This is a genomic window from Emticicia sp. (genome assembly GCF_043780375.1).
Lineage (GTDB): Bacteria > Bacteroidota > Bacteroidia > Cytophagales > Spirosomataceae > Emticicia.
In genome coordinates this window covers 1-18,348 of sequence record NZ_JAYWCU010000173.1, presented here as the reverse complement: position 1 = coordinate 18,348, position 18,348 = coordinate 1, and the positions used below count along the sequence as shown (strand labels likewise).

The 18,348-nt window shown below is 36.8% G+C and carries 19 protein-coding genes; 7 read left to right on the top strand and 12 right to left on the bottom strand.

Going from position 1 to position 18,348, the window contains the following annotated elements; all coding sequences use genetic code 11:
- Positions 1–115: 115 nt before the first annotated feature.
- The 3 genes from ACH2CJ_RS13895 to ACH2CJ_RS13885 all read left to right on the top strand — a co-directional run bounded on the left by ACH2CJ_RS13895 (position 116) and on the right by ACH2CJ_RS13885 (position 3,634).
- Positions 116–2,215, top strand: coding sequence for a molybdopterin oxidoreductase family protein (locus ACH2CJ_RS13895; protein ID WP_394993513.1), 2,100 nt, complete (start codon positions 116–118; stop codon positions 2,213–2,215).
- Positions 2,216–2,244: 29 nt separating this feature from the next.
- Complete coding sequence (locus ACH2CJ_RS13890; RefSeq protein WP_394993512.1) at positions 2,245–2,802, top strand: PepSY domain-containing protein; 558 nt, start codon at positions 2,245–2,247, stop codon at positions 2,800–2,802.
- Positions 2,803–2,866: 64 nt separating this feature from the next.
- A complete protein-coding gene (locus ACH2CJ_RS13885) occupies positions 2,867–3,634 on the top strand; it encodes a sulfite exporter TauE/SafE family protein (RefSeq protein ID WP_394993511.1) in 768 nt (255 codons plus the stop codon).
- A 66-nt stretch (positions 3,635–3,700) separates the two neighbouring features.
- Here the strand turns inward: ACH2CJ_RS13885 and accC are convergent, their stop codons facing one another.
- The 8 genes from accC to ACH2CJ_RS13845 form a co-directional block, all read right to left on the bottom strand.
- Complete coding sequence (gene accC, locus ACH2CJ_RS13880; protein WP_394993510.1) at positions 3,701–5,044, bottom strand: acetyl-CoA carboxylase biotin carboxylase subunit; 1,344 nt, start codon at positions 5,042–5,044, stop codon at positions 3,701–3,703.
- Positions 5,045–5,089: 45 nt separating this feature from the next.
- Positions 5,090–5,635: a Uma2 family endonuclease gene (locus ACH2CJ_RS13875; protein ID WP_394993508.1), complete on the bottom strand. Its 546-nt coding sequence runs from the start codon at positions 5,633–5,635 to the stop codon at positions 5,090–5,092.
- A 14-nt stretch (positions 5,636–5,649) separates the two neighbouring features.
- Complete coding sequence (gene accB, locus ACH2CJ_RS13870; protein ID WP_394993507.1) at positions 5,650–6,126, bottom strand: acetyl-CoA carboxylase biotin carboxyl carrier protein; 477 nt, start codon at positions 6,124–6,126, stop codon at positions 5,650–5,652.
- Between the two features lie 174 nt (positions 6,127–6,300).
- Positions 6,301–6,873 (bottom strand): elongation factor P, encoded by a 573-nt coding sequence (efp, locus tag ACH2CJ_RS13865; RefSeq protein ID WP_394993505.1) that lies wholly within the window; start codon positions 6,871–6,873, stop codon positions 6,301–6,303.
- 118 nt (positions 6,874–6,991) lie between these two features.
- A complete protein-coding gene (locus tag ACH2CJ_RS13860) occupies positions 6,992–7,978 on the bottom strand; it encodes a beta-ketoacyl-ACP synthase III (RefSeq protein ID WP_394993504.1) in 987 nt (328 codons plus the stop codon).
- Positions 7,979–8,092: 114 nt separating this feature from the next.
- On the bottom strand, positions 8,093–9,034 hold the full coding sequence (gene plsX, locus ACH2CJ_RS13855; RefSeq protein WP_394993503.1) for a phosphate acyltransferase PlsX: 942 nt from the start codon (positions 9,032–9,034) through the stop codon (positions 8,093–8,095).
- A gap of 127 nt (positions 9,035–9,161) precedes the next feature.
- The gene (gene rpmF / locus ACH2CJ_RS13850; protein ID WP_394993502.1) at positions 9,162–9,353 is read right to left on the bottom strand and encodes a 50S ribosomal protein L32; all 192 of its coding nucleotides are present in this window, start codon (positions 9,351–9,353) and stop codon (positions 9,162–9,164) included.
- Between the two features lie 75 nt (positions 9,354–9,428).
- On the bottom strand, positions 9,429–9,971 hold the full coding sequence (locus tag ACH2CJ_RS13845; RefSeq protein WP_394993501.1) for a YceD family protein: 543 nt from the start codon (positions 9,969–9,971) through the stop codon (positions 9,429–9,431).
- A gap of 63 nt (positions 9,972–10,034) precedes the next feature.
- On the opposite strand from ACH2CJ_RS13845, the gene ACH2CJ_RS13840 reads away from it, so the two are divergent.
- Together ACH2CJ_RS13840 and ACH2CJ_RS13835 are read left to right on the top strand one after the other, a co-directional pair.
- Positions 10,035–10,682, top strand: coding sequence for a phosphatase PAP2 family protein (locus tag ACH2CJ_RS13840; RefSeq protein WP_394993500.1), 648 nt, complete (start codon positions 10,035–10,037; stop codon positions 10,680–10,682).
- Positions 10,683–10,761: 79 nt separating this feature from the next.
- Positions 10,762–12,549 carry an acyl-CoA dehydrogenase gene (locus ACH2CJ_RS13835; protein WP_394993498.1) on the top strand — a complete coding sequence of 596 codons (1,788 nt, stop codon included), beginning with the start codon at positions 10,762–10,764 and terminating at the stop codon, positions 12,547–12,549.
- A gap of 86 nt (positions 12,550–12,635) precedes the next feature.
- Here the strand turns inward: ACH2CJ_RS13835 and ACH2CJ_RS13830 are convergent, their stop codons facing one another.
- Complete coding sequence (locus ACH2CJ_RS13830; RefSeq protein WP_394993496.1) at positions 12,636–13,049, bottom strand: DoxX family protein; 414 nt, start codon at positions 13,047–13,049, stop codon at positions 12,636–12,638.
- Between the two features lie 230 nt (positions 13,050–13,279).
- Here ACH2CJ_RS13830 and ACH2CJ_RS13825 point away from each other — a divergent pair, with 230 nt between their 5' ends.
- A complete protein-coding gene (locus ACH2CJ_RS13825; RefSeq protein ID WP_394993495.1) occupies positions 13,280–13,432 on the top strand; it encodes a hypothetical protein in 153 nt (50 codons plus the stop codon).
- 93 nt (positions 13,433–13,525) lie between these two features.
- Here the strand turns inward: ACH2CJ_RS13825 and ACH2CJ_RS13820 are convergent, their stop codons facing one another.
- Together ACH2CJ_RS13820 and murB are read right to left on the bottom strand one after the other, a co-directional pair.
- Positions 13,526–14,215, bottom strand: a complete 690-nt coding sequence (locus ACH2CJ_RS13820) for an outer membrane beta-barrel protein (protein WP_394993493.1) — start codon at positions 14,213–14,215, stop codon at positions 13,526–13,528.
- A gap of 236 nt (positions 14,216–14,451) precedes the next feature.
- Positions 14,452–15,468, bottom strand: a complete 1,017-nt coding sequence (gene murB, locus ACH2CJ_RS13815) for a UDP-N-acetylmuramate dehydrogenase (RefSeq protein WP_394993491.1) — start codon at positions 15,466–15,468, stop codon at positions 14,452–14,454.
- 778 nt (positions 15,469–16,246) lie between these two features.
- Here murB and rpoN point away from each other — a divergent pair.
- Positions 16,247–17,731 (top strand): RNA polymerase factor sigma-54, encoded by a 1,485-nt coding sequence (rpoN, locus tag ACH2CJ_RS13810; RefSeq protein ID WP_394993490.1) that lies wholly within the window; start codon positions 16,247–16,249, stop codon positions 17,729–17,731.
- Between the two features lie 84 nt (positions 17,732–17,815).
- On the opposite strand, the gene ACH2CJ_RS13805 is transcribed toward rpoN, so the two are convergent.
- Positions 17,816–18,348: efflux RND transporter permease subunit (locus ACH2CJ_RS13805; protein ID WP_394993489.1), on the bottom strand; the 533-nt coding region annotated here is incomplete at its 5' end.

Genomic DNA, 18,348 nt, shown 5'->3' with positions numbered 1-18,348 from the left:
AGAAAAGGACAAAAATTATGTTCAAATTTAAACATAATTTCTTATCTTATGTGAAAAGTATTCCCTAAAAAACACCTAACTTGCTTACCTCAATATTCAACACTAAAAATTTATAATGGAAAACTTGACACATTTCCGTACTTGCAACCTCTGCGAAGCCATGTGTGGACTCGAAATAAAAGTAGAAAATGGCGTTGTAATAAAAATAGAAGGCGATAAAAACGACCCTTTTAGTCGTGGACATATTTGTCCGAAAGCCGTTGCTCTGAAAGATATTTATGAAGACCCAAATCGCCTCAAATTGCCTGTAAAGCGTACTGAAAATGGCTGGCAACAGATTTCTTGGGAAGCTGCTTTTGAAGAAGTTGTGAGTAAAATCAAAGAAATTCAATCAAAAAATAGCAAAAATGCCGTGGCGATGTACCAAGGAAACCCTTCGATTCATAATTTGGGAACTACCATGAACTCACCGCTTTTTGCTAAATCATTACATACAAAAAGCCTTTTTTCAGCAACATCTGCTGACCAATTACCGCATCATTTTGCTGCTTGGCAAATGTTCGGACACCCAATGTTGATGCCGATCCCTGATATTGATTTTACAGATTATATGCTCATTATTGGCGGCAATCCGATTGCTTCCAATGGCAGTATAATGTCGGTGCCAGACGTAGCAAATCGCTTAAAAGCCATTCAAAAACGAGGTGGAAAAGTTGTTGTGATTGACCCACGATTAACAGAAACTGCTGCCAAAGCCGACCAACATTTCTTTATTCGTCCAGGAACAGATGCCTTTTTGCTTCTGGCAATAATTCAAACACTTTTTGCCGAAAACTTAGTGAATTTAAGCAGATTAAGTGATTTTACAGATGGAGTTGAGCTTTTAAAGACAATCTCTTCTGAGTTTACACCCGAAAAAATTGAGAAACAAACAGGCATTTCGGCTGAAAATATTCGTCAACTTACACATGATTTTGTCAATGCCAAAACTGCCGTTTGTTACGGAAGGGTGGGGGTATCGGTACAGACTTTTGGCAGTATTGCTCAGTGGCTTATCAATGCGATAAATGTGCTAACTGGAAATCTTGACCGTACTGGCGGAGCGATGTTTACTGCTCCTGCCGTTGATTTTCTGGCAAGAGCTAAAACCGATAATCGTTTCAATCGTTGGCAAAGTAGGGTAAGGGGTTTGCCCGAGTTTTTAGGTGAATTGCCCGTGGCAACGCTCGCCGAAGAAATTTTGACCGAAGGCGAAAATCAGATAAAATGCTTGATTACCAGTTGCGGAAATCCGATTTTGTCTACACCCAATGGCGGGCAACTTGATAAAGCTTTTGAAACTTTAGAATACATGGTTGCGATTGATATTTACATTAATGAAAGCACCAAATATGCCAATATTATTTTGCCGCCCGCTACTGGTTTGGAAGTGCCACATTACGACATGACTTTTCACGTTTTGGCGGTTCGAAATACAGCCAAATTTTCGGAAGCACTTTTCCCGAAAACTGAAGGGGCAAAATACGATTGGGAAATTTATCAAGAATTAGCTTATCGCATGAATCAACCGAATTTGAGCAACGAAGGTTTTGTTTCAGAAGCTCCTGAAATAAAATTAGACTTAGGTTTGCAATTCGGACCTTATGGACTTTCACTCCAAAAACTCAGAGAAAATCCGCATGGAATTGATTTGGGTGCTTTAAAGTCGTGCTTGCCTAACCGACTTTTTACGTCAGAAAAAAGAATTAACCTTGCTCCCGAAATTTTGGTAAAAGATATTGAAAGATTGCGTAAGTCGTTGAATATGAGTGACTTACAAAATGGTTTTGAATTTTTGTTAATCGGAAGAAGACATTTGAGAGACAATAATTCTTGGATGCACAATTCGGAAAGATTGGTAAAAGGTCGTAATCGTTGTACGCTAATGATTCATTCGGAAGATGCAAAAAAGTTGAGTCTTGAAGCAAATTCTTCAGTGAAAGTTACATCGAGAGTTGGCACTATTGAGCTTCCTATCGAAATTACTGACCACATGATGCAAGGAGTTGTGAGTATGCCGCACGGCTACGGGCATGCCCGAAAAGGTGTGCAACTTGATATTGCAATCCAACACGCAGGAGTGAGCATCAATGATTTGACCGACGAGTTAGTTTTGGACGAATTGACGGGCAATGCTGCTTTTAATAATGTGGCAGTAAAGGTTGAGAGAATATAAAAATGATTTTTTAAATAAACAATATTACATTGTCAGTACAAACAGAAAAAATAGCCAAGAATACCCGATTTTACCGAAAACTTCATAAATGGATTGCTGTTCCTTTGTTTGTATTTATGTTTCTTATTGGAGCAACAGGCTTGCTTTTAGGATGGAAAAAAAATATAGGTTTGCTGCCAAGCACTAAAAAAGGGACAAATAATGAATCAGCCACATGGCTTTCGCTTGATAATATTCAGCACACTGCCAAGCAATTTGCCGAAGACAGCCTAAAATTATCAAGCGAAATAGATAGAATTGATGTAAGACCACAAAAAGGCGTTGCAAAAATTGTTTTTACCGAACATTTTACCGAATTACAGGTTGACTGTACATCAGGTAAAATTATGTCGGTTTCAAGACGAAATTCTGATATTATTGAAAAAATTCATGATGGTTCTATTTTGGATTTTTGGGTGAATACTAAAAATGATGAAATAAAGCTTTTTTATACCACAATTGTTTCTTTAAGTTTAATTTTGCTTTCTTTTAGTGGTTTTTGGCTTTGGTATAACCCCAAACGCATAAAAAAATATAAAACAGTTTGAAAACCACGAGATTGTATTTTTTATAAATCAAACGTCTTATTTTTCATTTTCAATTAAAATTCTCTTGGTTACAATTACTTTTTTTGCTTGTCTTGCTGCTTTTTTAGCAGGCTTTGTTGATTCTATTGTTGGCGGTGGCGGTTTAGTACAAGCCCCTGCATTATTCATTTTATTTCCGAGTTATTCGGTTCCACAAATCATCGGAACGAATCGTTTTGCTTCATTTATGGGAACGGCCGTTGCGGGCTATCAATATTCTAAAAAAGTTAAAATCCCACTCAAAACCGTTCTTTATGCAGGAATTGGGGCGGGAATTATGTCATATTTAGGAGCTTTGATGTCGAGTTTGATGAGCGAACGAATCTTGAAACCAACGATTTTGATCTTAATGACCTTGATTGCGATTTATACTTATCGTAAAAAGGATTTAGGTCATGAAGAAAAACATCGTTTTGAGTTGAGTAAAATTCCTCTTTATGGTTTGTTAATTGGCATGACAACGGGTTTTTACAATGGCTTTGTAGGGCCAGGAACTGGTAGTTTATTGGTTTTTGGCTTTGTAAGTATCATTGGCTATAACTTCTTGACGGCTTCGGCTATTTCAAAAGTGGTCAATGTCATTGCTGATATTTGTTCGCTAATTTTCTTTGTAAGTAAAGGATTTGTGGTTTTTGAAGTAGCATTACCAATGATGCTTTTTAATATGGCTGGCTCTTACATTGGTAGTCGGATGGCACTTTTACGTGGAAATGGCTTTATCAGAATTCTCTTTTTGGTAGTAGTTTTTGGGCTAATTCTGAGGTTTGGTTATGATATTTGGAAGATGTATTGAAACTAAAAAAGCTCCTGTTAGGGAGCTTTTTATAAAATCTGTTGACTGTCGGCAATTAACTACTTTTTATAAATCACTAAAATCAAATGTATCTAAAAAAGCTGTTGTAAATAAGCCAGATTTGAAAACTTCGTCATCCATCAATTTGATATGGAACGGAATCGTAGTTTTTACACCTTCAATCACAAATTCCTGCAAAGCACGTTTCATTCGTGTAAGCACTTCTGCTCTCGATTGCCCAGTTACAATTAACTTGGCAATCATCGAATCATAGTTTGACGGAATTGTATATCCTGCATAAACGTGGCTATCAATTCTGACACCGTGTCCGCCTGGGAAATGGAGATTAGTAATTTTGCCTGGCGAAGGTCGGAAATTATTCTTAGGGTCTTCGGCATTGATACGGCATTCCATGGCAAATAATTTTGGAAAGTAATTTTTGCCCGAAATTGGTACGCCAGCCGCTACTTTTATTTGTTCTTTAATCAAGTCAAAATCAGTAACTTCTTCCGTAATAGGATGTTCAACCTGAATACGGGTATTCATTTCCATGAAATAGAACTTGCCGTGTTTGTCAACCAAAAACTCAATTGTTCCTGCACCTTCATAACCAATGGCAGCCGCACCTTTAATGGCAGCTTCGCCCATTTGCTCACGTAATTCTTGTGTTACTACTGGTGAAGGAGTTTCTTCAAGTAATTTTTGGTGTCTGCGTTGAATCGAGCAATCACGCTCCGAAAGGTGGCAAACTTTACCATACTGGTCACCCACAATTTGAATTTCGATGTGACGAGGCTCTTCAATAAATTTTTCTAAGTATAAACCATCGTTTCCAAAAGCCGCACCCGATTCCATTTTGGCATCGTCCCAAGCTTTCTGAAATTCTTCTGCTTTATGAATGATTCTCATACCACGTCCACCACCGCCCGCCGTTGCTTTCACAATAACAGGATAACCCATTTCTTCCGAAAGTTTGATGCCCTCTTCAACCGATTCGAGTAAACCGTCTGAACCTGGAATAATGGGTACGCCCGAATCTCTCATAGTTGCTTTTGCCGTAGCTTTATCTCCCATGTAGTTGATTTGTTCGGCGGTTGCTCCGATAAATTTGATACCATATTCGGCACAAATTCGTGAAAATTCAGCATTTTCTGACAAAAAACCATACCCTGGGTGAATGGCATCGGCATTGGTTATTTCAGCTGCTGAAATGATATTCGGAATACTCAAATATGACTGACGACTGGCTGCAGGTCCGATACAAACAGCTTCATCGGCAAATCTTACGTGCAGACTTTCACGATCGGCAGTTGAATAAACGGCTACTGTTTTGATGCCCATTTCGCGGCAAGTTCTGATAATTCGGAGGGCGATTTCGCCTCGGTTGGCTATTAATATTTTTTTGAACATAGGTTTTAGGTTTGCAATAAAATAATCAATATTAATTGATATACTTTAACTCGGAAATGTAAGCAAATTATTCACACTTATTTCAAAATCAGGAAGAACGGGTTTTGCCGAACAAATATCATCATCTGTGCAAATATGTACTTTTTTTGGTGACGAATAAATATGAACTTGTTTAAGGTTAGGCATAATTAGCCAAATAAGCTGTACTCCCGCTAAAAAGTATTCTTGATTTTTTTCTAAAATTTTATTCTGATTATCGCTCGGAGAAATAATTTCAATAACAAACGTTGGTACTTGATTGATACCCTTGGTTGTTTCAATAATCTGGCTTTCTGTATAATAAGCCAAATCGGGTCTTCTCAATTGTTCAGAAGAAGTTAAAACATCACCTTCTGTAAGAAGTTCTGCACCATTTTGATAAGCATTTGTCTTTACGAAAAGGCGGCTAAGTGCCTTTAAAATAAAGAATTCTAATTGTTTCATTTTGTCAGTTTTTTCAATTTTCCCTTTATTCCACTCGTATTTATAGCGAGTTTCGGGTTTCCAGTTAAGGAATCCTTGAAATGTGCGAGGATAATGAACAGATGCCATGAGCGTATGAATTTTTAAACTGGTTCAACCAAGAATAAAGGCTGGTCAAACTCAACGGGAGTTGCATTTTCAACCAAAATCTTCACGATTTTACCAGATATTTCTGATTCTATTTCGTTGAAAAGCTTCATTGCTTCAATGATACAAACTACTTTTCCTATTTCAATATCACTGCCAATGTCGGCAAAGTTGGGTTTATCTGGACCTGTCGAACGATAGAAAGTGCCTATCATTGGTGATTTTATGGTAATCAAATTGCTTGCTTCGGCAACTGGAGCAGCTATAATTGGAGCAGCCGCTACTTGTGGTGCAGTTGGGGTAGCCATTGCTGGAGCTGGTGCAATAAAACTCGGCTGTGTTTGAACTGCGACAGGTACAGCATTTGAATATCTTTTGATAGCCAATTTTAGCTCTGAAGTTTCGATATTTACTTCGTCTAAGCCAGACTGAGAGATAAAATCTATTAATTTCTGAATGTCTTTTGTTTCCATGAAGGGTAGAGGTTATTCGTGGTTTTAAGTATTTGGTTTGCAAATGTAAAAAGAAAGACGATAGCTGCAAAGAAATTTGAAAAGGTGAAGATATGATTTTGGAATTGATAAAATTCCATACTCTAAATTCTGTTTTTCGAACTCAAAAAGTTATCGTCTTTAAAATGGCTTTAATTACCTGCCTTCTTTTACTCTGGCATCGTATTCGTAAGTAAGCGTATTAACTTTAATTAATTCATCATTTTCGATAAAAAGAGGCACTTTAATTGTTGCACCTGTTTCAACAGTTGCAGGTTTCATTGGATTATTACTAGTATCGCCTTTCAAACCCGGCTCTGTATAAGTAACACGAAGCTCAACATATTGAGGTAATTCTACGCTCAAAACAGTTTCTGTTTCGGCATGAACCAATACTGAAACTAATTGTCCGTCTTTCATCAAATCGGCTTGCGGAACTAATTTTTCGTCAAGATTAAACTGCTCAAAATTTTCGTTTTCCATGAAATTATAGCCCGATTCATCTTTATAAAGAAATTGATATTCTCTTTTTTCGATACGTGCTGTAACCACAGTTACGCCAGCGTTAAAGGTATTATCAATCACTCTTCCTGTTCGGATATTTCTTAGCTTTGTTCTAACGAAAGCGGGGCCTTTTCCTGGCTTTACGTGTTGAAAATCTGTAATCGTATAAAGGTCGCCGTTCCAATCTAAACAAAGACCATTTCTAAAATCTGCTGTATTTGCCATTACTAATTCTTATTTTTTTATTCGTAAATATTTGATAGTAGATAGATTTGGAATGAAGTTAGTATATTTTATTTAAAAAAGTTACACATTCTCCCCCTTCAATCATTCACTCATTAAATTAATACGCCCATTTTACATAAGCTGCTCCCCAAGTAAAACCTCCACCAAAGGCTGCTAAAATCAAATTATCGCCCTTTTTTATTTGTTTTTCGTAGTCAAACAAACAAAGCGGAATAGTTGCGGCAGTAGTATTGCCATAGGTTTGTATATTAAGCATTACTTTGTCATCTCCAATATTCATGCGGCGAGCCGTTGCATCAATGATTCTTTTGTTGGCTTGATGAGGCACTAACCAAGCAATGTCATCACCCGTCAAATTATTTTTTTCCATTATTTCGGCAGATACATTTGCCATATTTGTTACAGCAAACTTGAATACCGATGGGCCTTCTTGGTGAATATTATGCCATCTATTTTCAACTGTTTCGTGGCTTGCAGGAAAACGGCTTCCACCACCTTTCATAATCAAGTGGTTTTCTCCTGTTCCGTCAGAGCGAAGTATGAAATCTATTAAACCTTGATCTTCAGTAGTTGGCTCAAGTAATACTGCTCCTGCACCATCACCAAAAAGTACGCAAGTGGTACGGTCGGTGTAATCTACAATTGCCGACATTTTATCGGCACCAATTACGATTACTTTTTTGTATCTTCCAGACTCAATGAACTGAGAACCAACCGATAAAGCATATAAAAAACCTGAGCAAGCAGCCAAAATATCAAAACTACCAATAGTTGGAATACCACATTGGGTACAAACCAAATTGGCAGTAGAAGGAAACATATAGTCGGGCGTAACCGTTGCACAAATGACTAAATCTATATCTTTTGGGTCAGTACCTGTTTTTTCGAGCAATCCTTTTACAGCTTCAGATGCCATGTGAGAAGTAGCTAAACCGTCACCTCGTTGAATATGGCGTTCTTTAATACCTGTTCGAGTAACAATCCACTCGTCGTTAGTATCTACCAATTTCGCTAAATCTTCATTGGTCAAAATATCTTCTGGCACATAGCCATGAACGCCTGTGATGGCTGCTTTTAGTTTCATTTATAGTTTGGTTAAGAAAAGTCTGACCTCCTAATTAATTTAGGTTTATCTGTCTATAAACTGATGGTCGTCAGTTTGTAGAATAATGAAGCCTGTAATATTGAAGACTAGATATTAATCTTCATAAGCTTCGATTATTTGCTCAGTTACTCTTGATTCAATCTGACGTTTTGCCAAATAAATCATGTTTTTGATAGCTTCAGGTGAAGAAATACCGTGTGCTACAATCACATTTCCTTTAATACCGATGATTGGGCTACCACCACCAACTTCATAGTTCATGCGATCAATCAAAGGGTCTTTGATGCCTTTTGAAGCAGTATAATCATAAAATGATTCACCCATTTTAAAAATCACATTCCCAGTAAACCCTTCGGTAATGATTACGTCAGCTTTACCATCAAATAAATCACGACCTTCAACATTTCCAATAAAGTTTAATTTTTTGTTGATTTTTAATAATTGGTAGGCAGCCTGCACCACGGTAGAGCCCTTTTGTTCTTCTTCACCAATATTTAGTAAAGCAACTTTCGGGTGGTCAATACCAAAGGCAAATTTAGAATAAAGTGAACCTAATTCGGCAAATTCGGCAAGAACTTCTGGTTTACAGTTGGCATTAGCACCAATGTCAAGCATTAGGCTATAACCGCCATTTTTCAAAGGAAGGAAACCCGCAATGGGTGGACGTTGGATGTTTCCAACGGTTTTTACAGTAAAAAGCGAGCCGACCATCATAGCACCAGTATTACCAGCACTACAAAAAGCATCAACTTGCTTTTCCTTTAAAAGTTTAAACCCAACTCCAATGCTGGAATTGGGTTTTTGAGAAAACGCCCGTGTAGGATGTTCACCCATCTCGATGACATCATCAGCATTGACCATTTCAATAGCATGAGCAGGATATTTCAGCGTTCGCAAAATATCAAGCATTATACTTTGTTTACCAATCAATACCAGTTTAACTCCTTCTGGCAATTGATTAGCAGCTATGACAGCACCTTCGACGATGGCTTTGGGAGCAAAATCGCCCCCCATAACATCAACGGCAATTTTCATAAAGCAATCTCTTTGGTGAGTAAATATTTGTTTTTGGGTATTAGCTACTGGTATCTGTAAATTGGTTTTTTTGAACCAAAATACATACAAATTAAAGTAACCAGTAACCAATCGCAAGCATTAAACTTTAAACCTTTTGGTAGCCTTCTGCAACTAATTTGCCTTTGTAAAACAAATTACCTTCAAATACGTGGGCACGATGACGAACGTGAATTTCGCCTGTTGTTGCATCTACCGATAATGCTTTGGTTGATAAAGAATCGTGCGTTCTACGCTTATCTCTTCTACTTGTCGAATGTCTTCTTTTAGGATGTGCCATTTTTCAATTTAACAATTAACTATGTAACAATTTTTATAAATATAAAAGGAATTGGTTGCGTTACGCACTTAATCGCTATTGCGAACCGTTCTCAATTTTCAATTTTCCAAGAGCTGCCCAACGAGGGTCAATTTCTTGTGCTTTTTCTTCAACCGTTTCTTTATCAGTCGAGTAAAGTAATAAACCATCTTCATCAAACTCTTCATCTCTAAATCTTGGATGAAGTCTTTTCATAGGTATTGTGATGGCAATAAAATCATAAATATGTTGGGCAATATTTATAGTTGCCGCACCATGAGGAATCATTTCGAGTTCGTCGGTGATTTCTTCATAACGGTCGCCAAATTTATAAATATATTTGTCAAAAGTCTGAATTGGCTCATCAAATAATTCAAGACTTCGGTCGCACATCAGTTCAACAACGCCCGTAATCTCAAAATCCAACTGTATAAAAGAAGAATTTTTATTGAGTTTTACGACCGCTTTGAAATAACCTTTTGTGATAAGGTCTTGCTCGAAAGCCTCGAAAAAAGCATTCTCTCCCTCGAAATCAAGCGTATAACGCTTATCTTCGAGTCCTTGAATGTGAATGTCATATTTTGATAGTATCTTGCTCACGTTTTCACAGAAAGGTTGCAAATTTACGGCTAATTTTGGAATTACGAAAGTTTCTTAGAGAAAATGCTTAAAATACTTATTAATAACCGCTCATTTTTTGTTGTTTTTTTGCTTTGGGTCATCGTAGGGGCATTATTACAGATTTTTTATTTTACAAATGATTTGATGTTTTGGGTAAATCAACACCATAACGACTTCTTTGATGTGGTTTTTAAATACATAACATTTTTGGGAGATGATTATGTTTGGTTAGGGTTATTCGTCGCACTTTTTTTTTCAAACTATATATTGAAAAAAGATAAATTGGGTAAAATAAAACTCCTTTTAGTGGTATGGTTGGCAAAGGTTTTTGTTTCGGTTTCGCTGAAAAAAATATTTAATTTGCCTCGCCCCATGGAGGTTTATCAAAATACGGGACGAGATATTCATTTAGTAAAAGGCGTAGAAATACATCATTGGCAGAGTTTCCCATCGGGACATACTATTACCGCTTTTGCTTTTGCAAGTTTCGTTTTACTAATTTTGAAGCAACCAAAATGGGGTTTTTTCAGCCTTTTCGTAGCAATTTTGGTGGGTTATTCACGCATGTATCTTTTTCAACATTTCCCAAGAGACGTTTTTGCAGGAGGAATTTTGGGCGTGGCTGTGGTGTCGGTTGTGTGGATAGCCTATAATTATAGAAGTTTAAAAGACCCAAAAATCTCCCTTTGAAGGCGGCGAAACCCGTTGGATGGGAGAAGTGGTTATCAGTGAAAATATCTTCATCAAAAATAAAATTCAACCTGAAAATATGTTTTTTTCAAAACGAGATTTACATTTCCAATTATTTGAAATACTTGATAGTGAGTCACTTACGCAGTATTCTTATTTTCAAGATCATAATCGAGAGTCTTTCGAAATGGTGCTTGATGCTGCAGAACAGATTTCCGAAAAAATGCTTCGTCCGCTCTTGACCGAAATGGATAGAAATGAACCGCAATTGGTTGATGGAAAAATTAGAGTTCATGCAGGAATGAAGGCAATCATCAAAAAATTTGGTGAAGATGGGTGGATAAATGCGTCATTCAGCTATGAAGAAGGTGGGCAGCAAATTCCAGCTACGGTGCTCAATGCCGCAGCGTTTATCTTCCAAGCTGCCAATTATTCGGCAAGTGTTTACCCTTTTCTTACAACGGGTGCAGCTAACTTGATTCGCACGTTTGGTTCATCGACATTGGTCGAAACATTCACGCCAAAAATGTATAAAGGCGAATGGCAAGGCACAATGGCATTGACCGAACCAGATGCAGGGAGTTCTCTTTCGGATATCACTACTTCTGCCGAACCGACCGAAAACGAGCATATTTTCAAGATAAAAGGACAAAAAATATATATTTCGTGTGGCGACCACGATATGTGTGAAAATGTGGTGCATTTGATGTTGGCAAAAATCAAAGGCGGGCCGATAGGCATTAAAGGAATTTCGTTGTTTGTAGTTCCTCAAAGAAGAATTCGAAATGGAAGCTTGGAAAGTAACGATGTTTTGACAGCAGGCGTTTATCATAAAATGGGTTATAAAGGGGCTCCGATTGCTCATTTGATGGTTGGCTCAAATGATGATTGCTTGGGGTATTTGCTTGGCGAGCCGCACAAGGGTTTGAGTTATATGTTCCAGATGATGAATGAAGCTCGTATTGGCGTAGGAATGAACGCAACGGCTATTGGAACGGCAGCTTATTATGCTTCGTTGGCTTATGCAAAAGAGCGTCCGCAAGGCAGAAAGATTTCTGAAAAAGACCCAAATAAACCTCAAATTAGCATCATCAATCATGCCGATGTGAAGCGAATGTTGTTGTTTCAAAAATCAGTAGTTGAGGGTTCGTTGGCTTTGCTTTTGTACTGTAGTAAATTATCAGATTTGATTCATGTTGAAGAAGGAGAAGCTAAAGAACGAGCTAATTTATTGCTTGATTTGCTCACGCCTATTGCCAAATCATATCCTTCCGAAATGTGTTGCCTTTCAACAAGTGCGGCGGTACAGATTTTGGGTGGAGCAGGTTATACAACTGATTTTCCTGTGGAGCAATATTATCGTGAGGCTCGTATTCACCCGATTCATGAAGGAACAACTGGTATTCATGGACTTGATTTATTGGGCAGAAAAATCACGATTCAAAATGGTAAAGCAACACAGATTTTCTTTGGAGAAGTTTCTAAAACATTGGTTGATGCTTCTCAAATATCTGACTTACAGCCATTTAGTGAAAAACTGCAAAAATCATTGGGCAGAGCTCAGCAAGCAACTAGCTATTTGTTAGGTTTGGCTGGCAAAGGCGAAGTAGAGAAATATTTGGCTGATGCAACACTTTATTTAGAAATGTTTGGCATCATCACCATTGCGTGGCAATGGTTGCGTCAGTCGGTAGTGGCAAAGCAAAATTTAGCAACGGCTCATGAAGCAGACCAAGATTTTTATCAAGGAAAATTGATGACAATGAGGTATTTTTATGAGTACGAATTAGTAAAAGTTGGTTCTTTAGTAAAACGTTTACAAAGTGCCGATAGTGTAACGATTGAAATGCGGAGCGAGTGGTTTTGATGTTTTATAATGGTTTCAACTCCGCTCACCTACCGAAAAAATTTACCTAAGCCAATCGGGCTACCGAAGCAGTCGAAGGCAGCGTTTTACCCTACCAAAGCAAACAAATAAAGTCCGAAAGCTATCAACAAAAAGTAAGCTACCAACGAAGCAGCTCCTGCGTAGTCTTTGGCAATGCGTTGACCTGTAAAAAGACAAAGAATAGAAATAAGAGAAAGTTCCAAGCCCAAAATAGCAAAGTCAGCTTGTCCTTCAAAAAAATAAAAAACTCCGCCAAAAAATGCTAATATCCCTGCTAAAATTTCCAAAATCGTAATAATTATAAACAAAATACCCGAAAAAGATTTGAAAATGGTTTTGGCAAAAACACTCTGAATATAGTGTTTATTTCCTTTAAAATCAAAGACTTTGTCAAAGCCTGATTGTAAGAAAAGTACTCCCGCAAAAAGCGAAATGGTTACTTGAAGGATTTTGAGTAGGGTATGGTCGAAAATATGCATTGTTTTTAAGGTTTAGTTTTCGACAAATATATGATAATATTGAGGTTAAAATACGCAACAAAATAATATTTTAATTTTCACAGCATTTTTATTCTTTTGCTTAAAAAAACAGAATAAAATTTGCCACGAGAGTTATTTAATCTCCTCTACTCAACAAAGAATTCGAGCATATTGTTGATGGCTTTAGAGCCAAAACACTTTCACCTAAAGAATGAACTCACGAAGCCCATTTGATTAGTGAACTTTGGCATGTGGCTAACTTTGATTATGATGAAGCCCTCGCCCAAATGCAAGTAGGCATTCGCACCTACAATGAAGCCAGTGGTGGAACGAATACCGATTCGAGTGGTTATCACGAAACTATTACTGTATTTTGGATTTGACTTTTGAATGACTTTTGGAAGATTTGAAAAAATACTTGTAGGTGTTCAAAGTTTTGAACACCTACAAGTAAAAAATATATGTACCACATTTTTTTATAAACGAATTCCAAACATAATGGTATTCCCATTGATAGGGTTTTTGTCTTGAAACATGGGAGTTTTTTCGTAGCGAGCAAAGAAAGCAAAGTTGTTTCGTCCTAATTCTGCGGCAAGTCCATAGTGAAATTTATTTAAGTTATAGGTACCGTGGTTACGTTTTTTGCCATTTTCGCCCACAGTTTTCATATAACTGTCAATTCTTGCACCGCCATACGCTCCCAAACCTAATTTCCAATGGCTTTCTTTGAATCCAAATTGCAACATCAAAGGAATGTTAAAGTTTGTCACGACCAATTTCGATTTGCTCAAATTTTCTTTAGCATCGATAAAAGTTGCACCGTTGGTTTGGTTTTTCAAAACAATATTGTCTTTCAGCATAAAATTGTTCCACGCAAATTCAAAACCAGTTCCAAGAGCAACATCTACATTATTTCCTGTGATTAAACGATGATTTTTTCTCCAATTCAAAGCTACATATCTTGAATTAAGGTTGTCTAATTCTGGTAGAGTTTTAGACTCGTAATTATTCAAACCTACGTACAAACCAAAGTCTTTTCGAGAAAACATGTTACGTTTTTTGACCGAAACATGGGTGTAATCTGTGTCTTCGTCTTGTGCAACAGCACCAAAATTTATTGTAATAGCCACAGCTAAAGCAGCGATTGTTTTTACAAGCGTTTTCATAATTTTTTAAATTAAATGTGAGTGATTGGTATTTTATTCTCAATAGAAATGCCATTTCTATTGAGCTATATTTGAAAAACTGCTGCAGCGTTTTTGAAAATTTGCTTTACATAATGAAGATGCAAGAAGTAGCAAAGAAGGTTGCTTTATAAGAAATCTTTTTTTAAATAGTCAAAAGTTTCACAACATAATCTACTGATTATCAATAGGTTATATTGTGAAAAATATTTTATTAATCAAACAAAATTGACTTCAGCCGAAAGTTGAATGCCAAACTTTTCTTTGACCGAAACTTGAATTTTCTGAGATAATATCTTGATTTCTTCACCTTTTCCGCCGCCATAATTGACCAGCACTAAGGCTTGTTTGGCGTGAACACCCACATTGCCAAAGCGTTGTCCTTTCCAGCCAGCTTGCTCGATGAGCCAGCCTGCAGGAACTTTAGTTGTTGTTTCGCTAACAGGATAGGAAGGAATTGTTGGAAATTGTGCTTTCAGTATTTCAAATTGTGTTTTCTGAATCTCAGGGTTTTTGAAAAAGCTACCCGCATTGCCAATTTCGGCAGGATTTGGCAATTTACTTTGGCGAATATGAATTACGGCGTCACTAATGGCCTTTATACTTAACTCAGTAATGCCCATTTCGGCAAGCGTATCTTTTATCGCCCCATACTCTACATAAAACGTTGGCTTTTTGTTTAATTTAAATGTTACGTTCAGAATAATATATTTTCCTTTGGCTTCGTGTTTGAAAATACTTTCTCGGTAGCCAAAGTTACAAATTTGTTGATCGAATATCTTGGTTTTGCCTGTTGCTATCTCAATAGCCTCAAGGTCCTCAAAAACATCTTTTATTTCGATGCCATACGCACCAATGTTTTGCATAGGAGCTGCTCCGACAGTGCCAGGAATAAGTGAAAGATTTTCTATTCCTGCATAATTTTGGTTCACACAGTGAATCACCAAATCATGCCATGCAACGCCAGCTCCCGACTTTATCCAAATATTTTCGTCGTTTTCTTTCACAACTTCAAAGCCTTTAATGTTGATTTTTATGACCAATCCATCAAAATCTTTTGTTAGAAGCAAGTTACTTCCTCCGCCTAAAATCAGTCGCTCAATACCTTGATAATCAGGATTTTGTAAGATGTTTTGAAGTTCGACTATGGTCGAAATTTCTACAAAATATTTAGCTTTAGCTTCGATTCCAAAAGTATTGAAAGGTTTTAGCTGCACGTTTGTTTGAACTGTCATTGGGCAATGGTTTTGTTAGAAATAACACCCCAAAGTTAGTGATTTTTGCAAAACATACTAAAGTGATTATATGATTTGCGATTTCAGATTTATGAATACAATTGATAATCAATTAGTTACAGGCAAATGGAGTTTATTAGTATATATTTTCGTTTCATTTGGATTGAAGTTTTGCCGAATGTCTGATGTCAAATTTTTCTAATGAATTAATGTTTTTTTAAAATTACTTTGTAGTATTATATTTTTTCAAAGAAATGTACTATATTTGCATCACCTTATTCAACCTATACCATTTTTTCGCTTCGGCGGATGTTCAACACCTACCTATTTTGACTATTGCAATTCAAAAGCAAAAGTTAAAAAACACTAAAATCAAATCATTTTACTGATTGAGTAGCAGCTTTACACTGCTACTTTTTTGTTGCCTAATCCTTAAAAAGAAGGCTGATGTGAGCCAACATACAAATCTTTTTACTTCCCATTTTTCTCAAATATTGAAAAATATTTTTGAGTATTTATTTTCTACCCTTTTACTTTTTTTCAGATATTATTGTCTGTATAATACAGAAAAATAAAAACTTATAAAAAACAGTTAAAGTGTTTATTATCAGTTGTTTATTAGAATATCATTTTATTTTTCATATTTATTTCCGTAAAATATTTGGCAGTTAGAAAAAAAACATTTTACTTTATTTACGCAAGATGTTTCAATTGGCACGAAAAATGTGGAGGGGTTGATAAAGATCCCTATTATGAATGAAATAACTCTACTTAAACAATGCAAAAATTAAGTCTTAACCAATCACTACAGCAGCGGCTGTCCCCTCAGCAGATTCAGTTTATAAAACTGTTACAAATTCCATCTGCCGAGCTTGACCAGAGAATCGAGGAAGAACTTGAGGTGAACCCTGCTTTAGAGGAAGGCATGGATATAGATGAGCGTGTGAAAGATGAGTATGATGATTATGACGGAGATAGTCAACATGATGATTATAGTGAGTATAGTGAATACGAAACCTATGAAGGTCTTGACGTAAAGCAATACTTGAACCAAGATGACTATGCGGGCTATAAAATGCAAGGCGATGGTTGGGGCGATGATGACCGAGATATAATGCCTGTTATTGCGACCAATACTTTAGCCGAATCTTTGGTACAACAATTAGGTTTTTTACGCCTTGATGTTCGCCAAGAAACAATAGGGATGCAATTGATAGGTAGTATTGAGGAAGATGGTTATATCCGCCGTCCGCTTCGCTCTATTTGTAATGATTTAGCTTTTACACAAAATATTTATACCAGCGAAGACGAACTGATTGGTCTTCTGAAAAAAGTTCAAACTTTTGAGCCAGCAGGTATTGGAGCAAGAGATTTAAGAGAATGTTTGTTACTGCAACTCGAACGTAAAGACCAAGGAGACATAGCGGTTGAAACAGCAGTAAAAATTATTGAAAACTTCTTTGATGAATTTACAAAAAAACACTACGAAAAAATTCAACGTCGATTAGATATTGATGATGAAGGTATAAAATCTGCAATAAAAGTGATTACTCGTCTCAATCCAAAACCCGGTAATATTGGTAACGGTGATAGCACAGCCGCATATTTGATGGCTGATTTTATCGTAACAAATAACAATGGCAAGTTAGATGTTATTCTGAATTCTAAAAATGCCCCCGAACTTCGTGTAAGTCGTTCTTTTGCCGAAATGCTTGATACTTACGACAAAACTGACAAAAATGGTTCGGCTCAACATAAAAGCATTAAGGAAACTGTAACTTTTGTAAAGCAAAAATTAGATGCTGCCAAATGGTTTATTGATGCCATTAAGCAACGCCAACAGACGCTTTTGAAAACTATGAAGTCGATTGTGGAATACCAACATGAATTCTTCTTAGACGGAGATGAATCAAGGTTACGACCAATGATTTTGAAAGATATTGCCAATCGTATTGAAATGGATATCTCAACGGTTTCTCGTGTAGCCAATAGCAAGTCTGTGCAAGCCGATTTTGGTATTTATCCATTGAAATATTTCTTCTCGGAAGGAATTGCGACAGATTCAGGAGAAGATGCTTCGAGCCGTGAAGTGAAAAATATCTTGAAAGAATTGATAGAAAATGAGCCTAAAAATTCGCCACTATCTGACGATAAATTAGAAAAAATGCTCAATAATCGTGGTTATAATATTGCTCGTCGTACGGTTGCCAAATACCGTGAACAACTCAATATTCCAGTGGCTCGTTTAAGAAAGCAGTTGTAAGATGTTTTGATAACAGAAATTGAAACCTGCAAGGTCTGGGCGACCCCGTCTTTTTTTAGACCTTGCAGGGTTTTTTTGGAAGAATTACACACTCGGAGGTAGCAATTTATACATCACAGGCGTAACGATTCTGGTCAAAATCAATGACGAAATTAAGCCCCCAACAATGACCAAAGCCAAAGGCGAATACAATGGAGAGTGTTCCATAATTAGCGGAATCATTCCTCCAATTGCAGTCATTGTTGTTAGCACTATTGGAATAAATCGAGTTTCACCCGCTTCTTCGATGGCTTTGTCGATGCTCAAACCATTCTCTTTTCGTAAGAAATTGGTATAATCTACCAATAAAATAGAGTTTTTAACTTCAATTCCTGCCAAAGCTATAATTCCTATGATGGCAGTAAACGAAAGAGAATTACCTGTAAAAAGTAAAATTAAAATTGCACCAATCATTCCCAATGGAATAACGGAAAGTACGATAAACATACTTTTGAAGGTCTTAAATTCGAGAATTAAAATAGCGACAATTCCAAAAATAGTAATAATGATGATTGTACCAAGTCCACCAAAAGTTTCGGCCGAACGCTCGACTTCTCCTGCCATTTTGAACTCATAAC